Below are 13,822 nucleotides of genomic sequence, written 5' to 3' on the forward strand. Positions count from 1 at the left end.
GTCCCTTCGGTACAAGGCGAGTCGGTCACTTGACGGCTCCCGCCGTCAGGCCGGCGACGAGGTAGCGCTGCAGCAGCAGGAAGCCGGCGACCACGGGCACGCTCACCACGAGCGAGGCGGCCATGATCTGGTTCCAGTACACGTCGTTGAGGGTGGAGTAGCCCTGGAGGCCGACCGCCAGGGTGCGGGTGGTGTCGTTCGTCATCACGGACGCGAAGAGGACTTCGCCCCAGGCGGTCATGAAGGCGTAGACGGCGACCGCGACGATGCCGGGGACGGCCGCCGGGACGACGACGCGGAACAGCGCGCCGAGCGGGCCGCAGCCGTCCACCGTCGCCGCCTCGTCCAGGTCGCGCGGGACCGAGTCGAAGTAGCCGATCAGCATCCAGATGGAGAACGGGAGCGAGAAGGTCAGATACGTCAGGATCAGACCGCCGCGCGAGCCGAACAGGGCGATGCCGGTGGCGTTGCCGATGTTGACGTAGATGAGGAACAACGGGAGGAGGAACAGGATGCCCGGGAACATCTGCGTCGACAGCACGGTCACCGTGAAGACGCGTTTGCCGCGGAATTCGTAACGGCTGACGGCGTACGCGGAGAACACCGCGATCACCACCGAGCAGACGGTCGCCGCGCCCGCCACGATCAGCGAGTTCACGAAGTAGCGGCCGAGCGGGACCGTGGACCAGATGTCGATGTACGGGCGGATCGTCAACTCGGTGGGCAGCCAGCGGAACTCGCCGGTGACATCGGCGAGCGGCTTCAGCGAGCTGGAGACCATCACGTAGACCGGGACCAGCACGAAGCCGGTGAGCAGGGTCAGGAAGACCCTCCGGGACCACAGGAACGAGCGCGGCGGGGCCATCGGTGACCGGGGCGGGCTCATGGGGCGGTCCTCCGTCCGCGCGAGGTGAGTGCGAGGTAGACGCCCGTGACGACGAGCAGGAAGAACAGGAGCAGGACCGACATCGCGGAGCCGGTGCCGAAGTTCCAGGTGACGAAGGACGCCTGGTAGATGTGGACCGAGATGAGGTCCGCCGCCTCGGGAGCGGTCTTGCCGAAGAGGACGTACGGGGTGTTGAAGTCGTTGAACGTCCACAGGAACAGCACCAGGACCAGGACCTGGTTGACCGGGCGGAGCGAGGGCAGGGTGATGCGGCGGACCTGCTGGAGCATTCCGGCGCCGTCGAGGGCGGCGGCCTCGTACAGCTCGCGCGGGATGTTCTGCAGGCCGGCCATCACGATGAGGAAGGCGAACGGCCAGCCCTTCCACACCGAGACGACCAGCAGGGCGATGAAGCTGTTGTCGCCGATCAGCCAGAACGACGGCTTGTCGGTGATGCCGAGCTGGTCGTGCAGGACGTGGTTCACCAGGCCGTTGTCGTGCTGGAACATGAACACCCAGGTGATGACGGCCGCGTAGACCGGCAGGGCGTACGGGACCAGGAACAGGGCGCGCAGCAGGCCGCGGCCGCGGAAGGTGTCCTGCATGAAAATGGCCGCCGCCGTGCCGATCAGCCAGCACAGGCCGACGGACAGCAGGGTGAAGGCGATGGTGACGAGGAAGGAGTGGAGCAGGGCCTTGCCGACGGGGGCGTCGAAGTCCACCGACACCGAGTAGTTGTCGAAGCCGGCCCAGGGGGCGGTGCCCCAGTCGCGGATGTAGAACTGGGTGAGTTCCTTGAAGCTCATCACGATGCCGATGGCCATCGGCACCAGGTGGACGAGGAGTTCGAGGAGCAGGGCGGGCAGGAGGAGCAGGTAGGGCAGTCCGATGCGGCGGATCCGCCCGGGGCGGCGGCGGGGGCCGCGCGCCGCACCGGGGGAGCTCTTCCGCACGGTGGCCTCCGCTGCGGGGGCAGTGGCAGTCATGGCGGTGTCGGGACTCACTTCTTGGGCATCTGCTGCTGCGCCTTGGTGAGCGCGGCCTTCACCGAGCCGGTGGTCACCTCGCGTCCGCCCGCGGCGTCGGCGAACAGTTCCTTGATGGCCGTACCGACGGTGGTCTCGAACTGCGACTCGTCCGGCACCTGCGGCAGGGCGACGGCGCTCTTGGCGAGGGTGTCCTTCAGTACGGCGTTGGCCGGGGAGTTGAAGGCGGCGTCCTCCTGGGCGGCCTTGACCGGCGGGATGGAGCTGTACGCCGTGTTGAGGACCTTCTGCTCGGCGTCACTGGTCATGAACTTCACGAACTCGGTGGCGCCGTCGAGGTTGTCGGTGTTCTTGAAGACGGCGAGGTTGATGCCGGCGACCATCGAGTTGACCTGCTTGCCGGGGCCGGGGGTGCCGGACTGCACCGGCACGGGGGCGATGCCGTAGGCGTCCTCGCTCATGCCCTGGGACTTGAGGTTGGCGGAGGCGGACTGCCACAGCAGCATGCCCGTCCTGCCCTTGGCGAAGTCGCTGACCGACTGGTTCTGGGCGTACTCGGCGTTGCCCGGGGCGATGACCTTGTCCTTGGCCATGAGGTCGACGTACTGCTTGACCGCGGTGACCGCGCCGTCGTTGGTGAAGTCGGCCTTGCCGTCGGCGGTGAAGAAGTCGGCGCCGTGCTGCTTGGCGAAGACGAAGGCGTGGTGGACGTTCTCGGAGGGGTTCGAACCCTCCATGCCCATGCCCCACTTGCCGTCCTCGGACAGCTTCCTGCCCGCGGCGACCAGCTCGTCCCAGGTGGCCGGCGGGCCGTCGATGCCGGCGTCGGCGAACATCTGCTTGTTGTAGTAGAGCGCGTACGCCATCGAGTACAGCGGGACCGCCGCCGGGTCCTGGCCCTCGACGCCGGTGGAGCCGAGCGCGGAGTCGACGAAGCGGTCCCTGCCGCCGATCCTGTCGAAGTTCTTCGCGTCCCAGGGCAGCAGGGCGCCGGTGGCCTGGAGGGAGGCGGACCAGCTGTTGCCGATGTTCAGCACGTCCGGGCCCTGGCCGGAGGTGGTGGCGGTGAGGATCCGGTTGAGCAGGTCGGACCAGGGCACCACCTCCAGCTTCACCTTGATGCCGGTCTCCTTCTCGAACCTGTCGAGCTCGGGCTGGAGGACCTTCTTGTCGATCTCGATGCTGGCGCCCTGGTTGGAGGCCCAGTAAGTCAGTTCCTTCGGCGAGTCGTTGGACCCGCCGCCCGTGCTCGACCCGCCTCCGCAGGCCGAGGCGGCGAGTGCGAGAGACAGGATGACGGCGCCTGTGGCCGCGGCTCGGATACTGCGCATGGCTCCTGGTGTCCCTTTCCGGGGTGCAGGGGGCGATGCCCTTGCACGAAGGCGGCGGCCTCCACACGAAGGAAGCGCCTCACAGCTTAATTTAGGACGTGAGTTAAACCCTCCGGAGACAGGACGTCAAGGGTTTCGACGGACTCACCCCACTCCCGCCGTACCCCTTGACTCATCTGTTCCGAGGATGAACCATTCAGCGGCGAGAGAGCGCTCCCAGCACCCCATGCCGTTCACTTCCTGAACCAGGAGAGCCGCCCCATGACGTCCGACTCCCCGTCGTCCTCCCGGCCACCGGCCATCGGCCGCCGCACCGTGCTCGGCGCCGCGGCCGCCGCCCCGGTCCTGGCCGGACTGCCCTCGGCGGCCTCCGCCGCGCCCGCGGCGAGACGCCGGAAACCGCGCCGGCTGAAGGGCGGTGGCGACCTCGGCCCCAACGTGATCGTCTTCGACCCGTCCACGCCGGGCATCCAGGCCAGGCTCGACGAGGTGTTCGCCCGGCAGGAGTCGGCGCAGTTCGGCACCGGCCGCTACCAGCTCCTGTTCAAGCCGGGCACGTACAACGGGCTCAACGCGCAGATCGGCTTCTACACCTCGATCTCCGGGCTCGGCCTCTCCCCCGACGACACCACCATCAACGGTGACGTGACGGTCGACGCCGGCTGGTTCGACGGCAACGCCACACAGAACTTCTGGCGTTCGGCGGAGAACCTGGCCCTCGTCCCGGTCAGCGGCACCAACCGGTGGGCGGTCGCGCAGGCCGCGCCGTTCCGCCGGATGCACGTACGCGGCGGGCTCGACCTCGCGCCGTCCGGCTACGGCTGGGCGAGCGGCGGCTACATCGCGGACAGCCGCATCGACGGTACGGTCGGCCCTTACTCGCAGCAGCAGTGGTACACCCGGGACAGCTCGGTCGGCGGCTGGACCAACGCCGTCTGGAACATGGTGTTCTCGGGCGTCGAGGGCGCCCCCGCGCAGAGCTTCCCGGACCCGCCGTACACCACGCTCGACAGGACACCCCGCTCCCGCGAGAAGCCCTTCCTGTACCTCGACGGCGACCGGTACCGCGTCTTCCTGCCCGCGCTGCGGACCGACGCACGCGGTGTCACCTGGGGCAACGGCACCCCGCGCGGCACCTCCCTGCCGCTGGACCGCTTCTACGTCGCCAGGCCCGGCGACTCGGCGGCCACCCTCAACCAGGCGCTCGACCAGGGCCTCGACCTGCTGCTCACACCGGGCGTCTACCACGTCGACCGGCCGGTCCGGGTGAACCGCCCCAACACGGTCGTCCTGGGCCTCGGCTACGCCACCCTGATCCCCGACCGCGGCGTCACCGCCCTGAAGGTCGCCGACGTCGACGGCGTACGCCTCGCGGGCTTCCTGATCGACGCCGGGCCGGTCGACTCGCCCGTCCTGCTGGAGGTCGGCCCGAAGGGCGCCGCCCGGAACCACTCCGCGAACCCCATCACCGTGCAGGACGTCTTCATCCGGATCGGCGGGGCCGGCCCCGGCAGGGCGACCACCGGCATGGTGATCAACGCCCGGCACACCATCGTCGACCACACCTGGGTCTGGCGCGCCGACCACGGCGACGGCGTCGGCTGGGAGACCAACCGCTGTGACTACGGCGTCGTCGTCAACGGTCACGACGTCCTCGCCACCGGTCTGTTCGTCGAGCACTTCAACAAGTACGACGTCCAGTGGAACGGCGAACGCGGCCGCACGATCTTCTTCCAGAACGAGAAGGCGTACGACGCACCCGACCAGGCCGCCGTCCAGAACGGCCCGCTCAAGGGCTACGCGGCCTACAAGGTCGGCGATCACGTCACCACCCACGAGGGCTGGGGCATGGGCAGCTACTGCTACTACAACGTGAACCCGGGCATCGTCCAGCACCACGGCTTCGCCGCCCCGGACCGTCCCGGCGTGCGCTTCCACGATCTGCTGGTGGTGTCACTGAGCGGCAACGGCCAGTACGAGTGCGTCATCAACGACACCGGCGCTCCGACCTCGGGCAGCGACACCGTGCCGTCCACGGTGGTGTCGTACCCCTGACCCCGGCGCCGGGGGCACGCCCATGACCGACGCCGACGGTCCGGGTGTGTTCGTACGGCGGCGGTGGCGGCCCCTCCCGGCTGAGTTGCGGGAGGGGCCGCCGTTCACGCCTTACCGCTTACCGCGCGGGCGCGGGGGCCGGCGCGGGGGCGTAACCGGTGGGCCGGGTGGTGAAGGTGCCGCGACCCTGGGTGCGGCTGCGCAACCGGGTCGCGTAGCCGAACAGTTCGGCCAGCGGCACGGTGGCGGTGACGACCGTCGCGCCGGCCCGGGTGACCGAACCGGTCACCCGGCCGCGACGCGCGGCCAGATCGCCGAGCACCCCGCCCACCGCGTCCTCGGGCACGGTGACCGTGACCTCGACGACCGGCTCGAGGAGCACCATCACACAGGCCCGCAGGGCGTCCCGCAGTCCGAACCGGCCGGCGGTGCGGAACGCGGTGTCCGACGAGTCCTTCACATGGGTCGACCCGTCGGTGAGCGTGACACGGAGCCCGGTCACCGGGTGCCCGCCCGACGGCCCCTCGGCCAGGGCGTCCCGGCAGCCGGCCTCGACGGCACGGACGTACTCCTGCGGCACGCGCCCGCCGACGACGGTGGAGCGGAACTCGAAGCCGGACTCCGGGGAGTCCAGCGGTTCGACGTCGAGGACCACATGGGCGAACTGCCCAGCCCCGCCGTCCTGTTTGACGTGCCGGTACACGAACCCGGACACACCCCGGCCGACGGTCTCCCGGTAACTCACCCGGGGACGGCCGACGTTGACGCCCAGTCCCTGCTCACGCCGGATCTTCTCCACCGCGACCTCCAGGTGCAGTTCGCCCATGCCGGAGAGCACCGTCTGACCGGTCTCCGGGTCGGTGCGCACGACCAGCGAGGGGTCCTCCTCGGCGAGCCGCGCGAGCGCCGACGCCAGACGACCGGTGTCGGTGCCCTTCAGTGCCTCGACGGCCACGGAGACGACCGGCTCGGCGACCCCCGGAGGCTCCAGGACGAGCGGGGCGTCCGGTGCGCACAGCGTGGAGCCGGCGCGGGCGGACTTGAGCCCGACCACGGCGACGATGTCCCCGGCGACCGCCCGGTCCAGTGGGGCGTGCCGGTCGGCCTGTACGCGCAGGATGCGCCCGATGCGTTCGGAGCGCCGCGCGGTGGCGTCCCACACCGTGTCTCCCTTCTCGATCGTTCCCGAGTACACCCGCAGGTAGGTCAGCCGCCCGGTGGCGGTGGCGTTCACCTTGAACGCGAGGGCGGCCAGCGGTGCCGCCGGGTCGGCGGCCCGTCGCTGTCCGGTGCCGTCGCCCTCGTGCCTACCGCGTACCGGCGGCACGTCGAGGGGCGACGGCAGGTAGGCGAGTACGGCGTCCAGCAGGGGTTCGATGCCGCGGTTGCGGTAGGCGGAGCCGCACAGGACGACGACGGCGTCACCGGTGCGGGTCAGGTCCCGCAGGGCTCCGGTGAGCGTGCCGGTGCCGAGCGCGCCGGTGTCGCAGAACTCCTCCAGCGCGCCCGGATGCAGCTCGGCGACGGCCTCCTCCAGCAGCCGGCGCCGTCTGCGCGCCTCCTCGCGCAGTTCGTCCGGCACCGGTGCCGCATCGCGGGCCCGGCCCTCGTCGGTCCAGGTCAGGGCGCGCATGTGCAGCAGGTCGACGACGCCGGTGAAGGTGTCCTCCGCGCCGATCGGCAACTGCACCGCCAGGGGTGCGGGGTGCAGCCGCTCCCGGACGGAGGCGACGGCGGTGTCCAGGTCGGCGCCGGCCCGGTCCATCTTGTTGACGAACGCGATGCGCGGCACACCGTGCCGGTCCGCCTGCCGCCACACCGACTCGCTCTGCGGCTCCACGCCGGCGACCGCGTCGAACACGGCGACCGCGCCGTCGAGGACGCGCAGCGCGCGCTCCACCTCGTCGGCGAAGTCGACGTGGCCCGGGGTGTCGATGAGGTTGATCCGGTGACCGTCCCAGGCGCAGCTGACGGCGGCGGCGAAGATGGTGATGCCCCGGTCGCGTTCCTGCGGGTCGAAGTCGGTGACGGTGGTGCCGTCGTGCACCTCACCGCGCTTGTGCGTGGTGCCGGTGGCGAACAGGATCCGCTCGGTGACGGTGGTCTTGCCGGCGTCGACATGGGCGAGGATGCCCAGGTTGCGGACGGTGGCGAGGGGGTTGGTGCGCATGGCCCGTGGCCTTTCGGACGTTCCGGGGAAGGGCAGCGCGATTTCCCGGCGCACGGCGTCGTGCGCCCCTCGTCTGGGGGGCGTACGAGGCTCAGACGTGCGTCGCGGGCATCCGGTACCGGCCGCGCGGCGGGCACCGGAGGGCGGGAGACACCAGGATCACCACGGACCGGCGGGACCGGGAACGGGGAGCGGCAGCGGTGGCGTGGTCGCGCACGGCCGGTCTCCCCTCACTGGTCATGGATGCGCCACCCGGTGACGGGCGGCGTCTGCTCGGTGAGTGTAGGGAGGGCCGCGGCGGCAGGGCCACGTATTTTCACCCCGGGCCCGCACGGCGCCACGGCCGCGGCTCCCCGCCGTCGCGCGCGCCTGGATGGATCAACGGTCAACGAAACCCGGCGACTTGCTCTCCGGAACGTCAAGATGTCCTTACACTGCGGCAGAGGCGTGGGTGGTCGTTCTCCCATGACATGACCAGGAGTGGTGTTCGTGGAAGCGCGCGAAATGGGGGTCCTCGGGCTGTCCGCCGCCGAGGAACACGTCTACCGGCATCTGCTGCGCAATCCGGGTGCCCAACTGGACGACGTGCACATCCTGTTGAGACACAGCGCGGACACCGTGCGGGCCGCCGTGGACCGTCTGCGCACCCTGCGGATCATCCGCGAGGACGGAGGGGCGGCTCGGGCCGCCGAGCCGCAGCTCGTCGTCGCCCGGCTCGCGGAGCAGCGTCTGGAGGATCTCTACGGGGAGATACGCGTCCTCACTCATCTCGGCCCGCTCATCGACGTCCTGACGCGTGACATGCCCGCCGCGGCGGCTCCGGCGACCGTCCCCACCGTCGAGCGGATCACCGACGTGAAGGAGATACGCACCCGCCTCGACGAGCTCTCCTTCTTCGCCCGCACCGAGGTGCTCTCCGCCGAGCCCTACGACGCGCTGAGCGTCGAGAACATCGAGCACGCACGGCCCTTGGACATGCGCTGTCTGCGACGCGGTGTCGTCATCCGCAATCTGGTGCGCCCCGAGGCGCTGGAGGACCCGCCGACCGTCACGTATCTGACGGAACTCGCCCTGGCCGGTGCCCAGATCCGGGTCTCGGGCGAGCTCACCGAGCTGATGCTGGTGTACGACCACCACACGGCGCTGGTGCCGATCGATCCCCAGGACACGTCGAAGGGCGCGCTGTGCGCCCGGGAATCGGGGATCGTCACCAACATCATCAGACACTTCGAGCGGCTGTGGGACAGCGCCGACGTGTTCAGTCCCCTGACCGGTCTCGTCGAGTCCACGGACACCGGACTGTCGGAGGCCCAGCGGAAAGTGCTCGTGGCCATGTGCTCGGTCGGCACGGACGAGGCCGGCGCCCGTGCCAGCGGGATGGCCCTGCGCACCTACCGGCGGCACATTTCCGCTCTGATGCAGCTCCTGGGTGCGGAGAGCCGCGCACACGCCGCCCTCCTGGCACGCGAACGCGGCTGGATCTGACTCCCCCGCGCGGCTCGGGCGCGGGCCGGCGCCCCGCCTACTCCTCGCACTCCTCCGGGTCGGCCGGCCACTGCATGCCGCCCTGCCAGCCGTTCGCCGGGCCCCGGCAGGTCTCCTTCGGCGGGCCGTCCGCGGTGAGCGGCGTCCCGGCCGGACCGCCGGCCTGCCCCGCTCCCCACGCCACCCCGGTCACCGCCAGGGCCGCCACGGCTGCTCCCGCGAGCGCCGAGCGCACCACTACGGCTTTGATCCTCACATTGTCCCCCTGTCGTCCGAACCGCTGCTCACTCCGGTCACGTCGTGGTCCGGTTGCCCGGTCGCGCCGTAGCGGCAGCAGGAAGTCTGGCACGCGGCGGGCCCGGCCGACGCCGTCGCACCGGGCAGCCTCCTGCCAGCCGCGCGGCAGCATCCTGCCGGTCCGCCCCGGCCCGGGGAACGGTGCCGTGAGTCAGCAGTAGACGACCGCGTCGTCGGCGAAACGCTTGAAGGCGGCCTTGGTCCCGTCCCCCGGTATGCCGTCGATCAGGCCGTCGTAGTCCCACGCCCGCTGCAGCACCCGCTGCAGCGCCATCACGGTGCCCGTGCCGACGACACCGTCGATCCGGCCCTCGTAGCCCCATCGCACGAGATACCGCTGCATCGCCTGCCAGCTCTCGGTGCCCAGCAATCCGTCCCGGAGACCTTCGTACTCCCAGTGGCGTTCGAGGAAGCACTGCAATCTCTTGCCCTGCGTGACGCTCAGACCGAGGTTCACCACGGCGAGCGGGGCGGCCTCCGTCCCCGAGGCCGTGGACGACACGGTGACGGGCTGTGCCGTCGCCGCGAAGCCCACACCGCCCGCGCCTGTGCCGGTGAGTCCGAGCACCGCAGTGGCGATGAGGAGGGTTCTCGTCATGACACGGGGTCGCATGCGTCGGTCCTTTCGACGGTGGGGAGTCGACCGGGAAGCCTGGTGGCTGCCGCTCCGGCCGGAACAGTGCCATCGATCCGGCGCGGGGTGGAATCCGTTCAAGTGCGGACGAGCGGCAGTCGGACCGTCGACGGGCCCCGGGCATCCCTGACACGCCCGAGAGGCCGGAAGCACTCCGCCGCCGGCCTGGAACCGGACGGTGTGTACGGGACCCGCACCTCGGCGGGCATCAGGCGCGCCACCCGGACCGCGACGTCCGGACTGGCAGGATGCGGCCACCGCCCTGCACCCTCCTGCCTCGGACGACCGGCGTCCCGCCGACCGCGAGGGAGCACACTCCTGGAGGCAGCGGCCGGCCGGCGCACCGTCACCGGCCCGTCCGCCGCGAGCAGTTCCCCGACCTTCCTTCTCTGCACCGGGAGAGCTCCATGTTCCTCGACCGACCCAGGCGCGTCCTGCGCGGAACCGTCCCCGTGGCGCTGGCCGCCGTGACGGCCCTCGGCCTCGACATCTCCGCGGCCACGTCCGCCTCGGCCAACATCAACGACGGCTACGTCTCGGGGTCGGGCGCCTTCGCGGACGACTGGGACGACGAAGGCACCCTGGCCCAGGGGTACCCGGGGACGTACTCCAACGCCACCTGCCTGTGGCAGAAGGTCCTGTACGCCGACGGCTACCTGTCCACCGCCGAGGTCGACGGGGTCTTCGGCAGCACCACCCACGCGGCCACGTACACCTGGCAGTACGACCGCGGCCTGGAGGCCGACGGCATCGTCGGGAAGAAGACGTTCACCAGGGCGGGCAACCGGCTCCGCGACCAGACGGGGGACGGCAAGGTGGACACCTACGCCGGGTCCCGGTACGACATCACGGTCGTCCGCAACTCCAGCGGACGGTACGCGTTCTCGGAGGGCGCCGCGACCCACGTCGCCTCCTACACCAGCCGGACCTGCTCCTGAGCCACCCGTCAGGCCGTCCGCACGACACCGCGCCGCCGGGTGGCTCCGGCGGCGCGGTGTCGTACGCGCGCGGACGTACGGACCCCGCCGAACCGTCCGCTCCCGCTCGTCACACGGCGCCCCCCGGACCGTCCTGCCGGGGCTCCCCGTCGGCGACCTGTGCCCCGAAGCGCTGCCAGCCCTCCGCACAGGCAAGGGCCACCAGCTGGAGCGCCTCCCGGGAGTGACTCGCGGCCGCCTGCGCGACGGAGTCGGGCTGTTCCATGAAGGCCAGGGTCGACGTCACCAGGCGCAGCAGTGTCCGTCCCTGGTCGTTGTACCGCAGCGACGGATCCCGCAGCAGCTGCTCCAACCGGGGGCGCAGGGAGTCGGCCGACGCGGCGGCCGGCGTGTCCTCGGGCCCCGCCGCGAGCCGGCGGCGCACGTCGAGTGCCGTCCCCACGGAGATTCCGGCCCTGCGGGCCACGGCCCGCAGGCTCGCCTGCGGCTCGCGCGTCATGATCTCCCGGGCGCGCTCCCGCCCCTCCCGGGCGGAGAGCGGACGACGCCGTCCGTCCCGACCGACGCGGTGGACGGCGGTCTCCCCGTCCGGCGCGGTACGCGCGCGCAGTGCGGCGACGGTGCGCGGCGCGACTCCGCACACCGACGCCGTCCACCGGTCGGACCGCTCCGGATGCGAGGCGAGGAGGCGGCACACGGCGGCGGCGCGCTCCTGCGGGGTCAGGGGGAGTCCGTGCGAGGCGTTGAGGCGTACGGCGACCACGAAGGCCTCGTCGTCGGATCCCTCGAACCACCGCACGGGCACCCGGTCCAGGCCGCGCAACCGTGCCGCGGCCACACGGTGGTGCCCGTCGATCACCCGCATGGTCGCCCTGCGGACCAGAAGGGGCGGCATCGCGTCCACCCGTTCGGCGAGCAACCGGACGTGGACCATGTCCAGGCCGCCCAGCCGCGGGGAGTCCCCCTCGGCCAGCGCGGCGATCGCGACCGTCGCCGCGCCCTCGTCCGTCGTCGCCGAAGCGTCGCCGGCACCACGGGCATCGCGGGGGTCCCCGGCGTCTCGGTGCGGCTCACGGATGTCGCGCGTCGTCATCGGGCCCCTCCCGGGAAACCTCGGCCGCCCACGCGGGCGTGCGGTCGGATCCCGCACACGCCGCGGCGCGGACCGGCGCGCCCACGCGCCGCCGGTAGGAACCCTGCCAGTGGCCGGTGCCCGGCTGGAGCGGCGGACGTGGCAACTTGCGGCCACCCGCCGACACCCTCTTGCCACGCCGGCCCGCCCGTCCCGTGGAACACCCGCCCGCGTCTCATATACTGATACAGCGTTTCTGGCCAGTGAGATGTCTGAGATCGTTGTATAGCCCACACTGTTCGTGCGGCCTCCCGCGAGGTGGACGCGTGACGCGGTGCGGGCCGCCGGTGTACGCCGCCGGTGACCGTTCCTCCCCGGAAAGACCGTGAAATGCCCGCACCAACCACCGGCCCGGCCCCCGTCAACTCTCGGTCCCGGGTCCTCATCGCGAGCCTCATCGGCACGACGATCGAGTTCTACGACTTCTACATCTACGCGACCGCCGCCGTCCTGGTCTTCCCCAAGCTCTTCTTCCCGAGCAGCGACCCGACGACGGCGCTGCTGTCGTCCTTCGCGGTGTTCGGCGCCGCGATGGTCGCCCGCCCGATCGGCGCCGTGGTCTTCGGACACCTCGGCGACCGGCTCGGCCGCAAGGGCACACTGGTGGCCTCCCTCCTCACCATGGGCATCGCCACCTTCCTCATCGGCGTGCTGCCCACCTACGCGCAGGCCGGCTGGGCCGCCACCGCGCTGCTGGTGCTGATGCGGCTCGCGCAGGGCTTCGCGCTCGGCGGCGAGTGGAGCGGCGCGGCCCTGGTCGCCACCGAGAACGCCCCGAAACACAAGCGCGCCCTCTACGGCACGTTCCCGCAGCTGGGCGCCCCGCTCGGCTTCATCATCGGCAACGGGCTCTTCCTGATCATCGGTGCGCTGCTGCCGTCGTCGGCGGGCGCCGACCCGTCCCAGCCCTCGGACGCCTTCCTGAACTGGGGCTGGCGCATCCCGTTCCTGTTCTCCGCGGTGATGGTCGCGATCGGCCTGTGGGTGCGCATGCGCCTGGTGGAGGCCCCGGTCTTCGCCAAGACCCGCGAGGCGGGGCTGGTGCGCAAGCTGCCGCTGGCCACCGTCTTCCGCAGCCACTGGAAGCAGCTGGTCCTCGGCACCTTCTTCATGCTGGCGACGTACGTGCTCTTCTACCTGATGACCACGTTCTCGCTGAGCTACGGCCGTACGCCGGAGGACGCCGCCGTGCCCGGCCTGGGGTACGGCTACACCACCTTCGTCCTGATGATGATCTTCGGGGTGCTGTTCTTCGCCGTGTTCACCCTGGTCTCCGGTCCGCTCGCGGACAGGTACGGCCGGCGCTCCACGCTGATCGCGGTCACCGCCGGGATCCTGGTCTTCGGACTGGTGTGGGTGCCGCTGATCGGCCTGGGCACGCTGGGCGTGGTGCTGTGGCTGGTGCTCGGCTTCACGCTGATGGGCATGACGTTCGGCCCGATGGGCGCGCTGCTGCCGGAGCTCTTCCCGACGAGCGTGCGCTACACGGGCTCCGGGATCTCCTACAACGTCAGCTCGATCCTCGGCGCGGCCGTCGCCCCGTTCATAGCGGTCGCCCTGTGGGAGGCCGGCGACGGCTCACCGTGGCTGGTCGGCGTCTACCTCTCCTCGATGGCGCTGCTGACCCTGGTCGCGCTGCTGCTGGGCAAGGAGACGAAGGACGTCACGCTCGACGAGGGCGAAGCCCCCGTCGCCCTCGACCAGGACGAGGTCCCCGCCGCCGCCACGGCCCCCTGAGCCGTCCGACGCCCCGCCGAGGCCCTCCGTACCCGTGCACCGGGCGCGGAGGGCCTCGGTGCGTCCGGCCGCACACGGCGGAGAGGGGCATGGTCCGGGGCCGGTCGGCCACGCGGTTCCGCCCGGGATCGCGTTGTCGGTCATGCGTCGGGCGACCCGAGCCCCGTGCGG

General features: G+C 71.2%; 11 protein-coding genes. 4 read left to right on the forward strand and 7 right to left on the reverse strand.

Annotation, left to right across the window (positions count from 1 at the left end; all coding sequences use genetic code 11):
• Window positions 1–25: 25 nt before the first annotated feature.
• From ACFV5H_RS13240 to ACFV5H_RS13250, 3 genes are read right to left on the reverse strand one after another with little or no spacing between them, the layout of a single operon-like run.
• The gene (locus ACFV5H_RS13240; protein ID WP_385194738.1) at window positions 26–865 is read right to left on the reverse strand and encodes a carbohydrate ABC transporter permease; all 840 of its coding nucleotides are present in this window, start codon (window positions 863–865) and stop codon (window positions 26–28) included.
• 17 nt (window positions 866–882) lie between these two features.
• Window positions 883–1,872 (reverse strand): carbohydrate ABC transporter permease, encoded by a 990-nt coding sequence (locus ACFV5H_RS13245; protein WP_385194644.1) that lies wholly within the window; start codon window positions 1,870–1,872, stop codon window positions 883–885.
• A 14-nt stretch (window positions 1,873–1,886) separates the two neighbouring features.
• Window positions 1,887–3,203: an ABC transporter substrate-binding protein gene (locus ACFV5H_RS13250; protein ID WP_385044407.1), complete on the reverse strand. Its 1,317-nt coding sequence runs from the start codon at window positions 3,201–3,203 to the stop codon at window positions 1,887–1,889.
• A 261-nt stretch (window positions 3,204–3,464) separates the two neighbouring features.
• Here ACFV5H_RS13250 and ACFV5H_RS13255 point away from each other — a divergent pair, with 261 nt between their 5' ends.
• Window positions 3,465–5,258, forward strand: a complete 1,794-nt coding sequence (locus ACFV5H_RS13255) for a coagulation factor 5/8 type domain-containing protein (protein ID WP_385194646.1) — start codon at window positions 3,465–3,467, stop codon at window positions 5,256–5,258.
• Window positions 5,259–5,376: 118 nt separating this feature from the next.
• Here ACFV5H_RS13255 and fusA read toward each other — a convergent pair whose 3' ends face one another.
• On the reverse strand, window positions 5,377–7,428 hold the full coding sequence (gene fusA / locus ACFV5H_RS13260; protein WP_385044402.1) for an elongation factor G: 2,052 nt from the start codon (window positions 7,426–7,428) through the stop codon (window positions 5,377–5,379).
• A gap of 489 nt (window positions 7,429–7,917) precedes the next feature.
• On the opposite strand from fusA, the gene ACFV5H_RS13265 reads away from it, so the two are divergent.
• The gene (locus ACFV5H_RS13265; RefSeq protein ID WP_385044400.1) at window positions 7,918–8,913 is read left to right on the forward strand and encodes a helix-turn-helix transcriptional regulator; all 996 of its coding nucleotides are present in this window, start codon (window positions 7,918–7,920) and stop codon (window positions 8,911–8,913) included.
• 37 nt (window positions 8,914–8,950) lie between these two features.
• Here ACFV5H_RS13265 and ACFV5H_RS13270 read toward each other — a convergent pair whose 3' ends face one another.
• Together ACFV5H_RS13270 and ACFV5H_RS13275 are read right to left on the reverse strand one after the other, a co-directional pair.
• Window positions 8,951–9,169, reverse strand: coding sequence for a hypothetical protein (locus ACFV5H_RS13270; protein WP_385044398.1), 219 nt, complete (start codon window positions 9,167–9,169; stop codon window positions 8,951–8,953).
• 192 nt (window positions 9,170–9,361) lie between these two features.
• On the reverse strand, window positions 9,362–9,823 hold the full coding sequence (locus ACFV5H_RS13275; protein WP_385194649.1) for a peptidoglycan-binding domain-containing protein: 462 nt from the start codon (window positions 9,821–9,823) through the stop codon (window positions 9,362–9,364).
• 428 nt (window positions 9,824–10,251) lie between these two features.
• Between ACFV5H_RS13275 and ACFV5H_RS13280 the strand changes: the two genes are divergently transcribed.
• Window positions 10,252–10,782, forward strand: coding sequence for a peptidoglycan-binding protein (locus ACFV5H_RS13280; protein WP_385194651.1), 531 nt, complete (start codon window positions 10,252–10,254; stop codon window positions 10,780–10,782).
• 109 nt (window positions 10,783–10,891) lie between these two features.
• Here ACFV5H_RS13280 and ACFV5H_RS13285 read toward each other — a convergent pair whose 3' ends face one another.
• The gene (locus tag ACFV5H_RS13285) at window positions 10,892–11,875 is read right to left on the reverse strand and encodes a ParB N-terminal domain-containing protein (protein ID WP_385194654.1); all 984 of its coding nucleotides are present in this window, start codon (window positions 11,873–11,875) and stop codon (window positions 10,892–10,894) included.
• 369 nt (window positions 11,876–12,244) lie between these two features.
• On the opposite strand from ACFV5H_RS13285, the gene ACFV5H_RS13290 reads away from it, so the two are divergent.
• Window positions 12,245–13,651: an MFS transporter gene (locus tag ACFV5H_RS13290; RefSeq protein ID WP_385044387.1), complete on the forward strand. Its 1,407-nt coding sequence runs from the start codon at window positions 12,245–12,247 to the stop codon at window positions 13,649–13,651.
• Window positions 13,652–13,822 lie beyond the last annotated feature (171 nt).

It is taken from the genome of Streptomyces sp. NPDC059787 (assembly GCF_042732315.1).
In the GTDB taxonomy this organism is placed as follows: Bacteria; Actinomycetota; Actinomycetes; order Streptomycetales; family Streptomycetaceae; genus Streptomyces; species Streptomyces atrovirens.

Bases quoted from the DNA above. Each gene is read 5' to 3' on its own strand.
- ACFV5H_RS13240 (WP_385194738.1), bottom strand. From the start codon at position 865: ATGGCCCCGCCGCGCTCGTTCCTGTGGTCCCGGAGGGTCTTCCTGACC.
- ACFV5H_RS13245 (WP_385194644.1), bottom strand. From the start codon at position 1,872: ATGACTGCCACTGCCCCCGCAGCGGAGGCCACCGTGCGGAAGAGCTCC.
- ACFV5H_RS13250 (WP_385044407.1), bottom strand. From the start codon at position 3,203: ATGCGCAGTATCCGAGCCGCGGCCACAGGCGCCGTCATCCTGTCTCTC.
- ACFV5H_RS13255 (WP_385194646.1), top strand. From the start codon at position 3,465: ATGACGTCCGACTCCCCGTCGTCCTCCCGGCCACCGGCCATCGGCCGC.
- fusA (WP_385044402.1), bottom strand. From the start codon at position 7,428: ATGCGCACCAACCCCCTCGCCACCGTCCGCAACCTGGGCATCCTCGCC.
- ACFV5H_RS13275 (WP_385194649.1), bottom strand. From the start codon at position 9,823: ATGCGACCCCGTGTCATGACGAGAACCCTCCTCATCGCCACTGCGGTG.
- ACFV5H_RS13280 (WP_385194651.1), top strand. From the start codon at position 10,252: ATGTTCCTCGACCGACCCAGGCGCGTCCTGCGCGGAACCGTCCCCGTG.
- ACFV5H_RS13285 (WP_385194654.1), bottom strand. From the start codon at position 11,875: ATGACGACGCGCGACATCCGTGAGCCGCACCGAGACGCCGGGGACCCC.
- ACFV5H_RS13290 (WP_385044387.1), top strand. From the start codon at position 12,245: ATGCCCGCACCAACCACCGGCCCGGCCCCCGTCAACTCTCGGTCCCGG.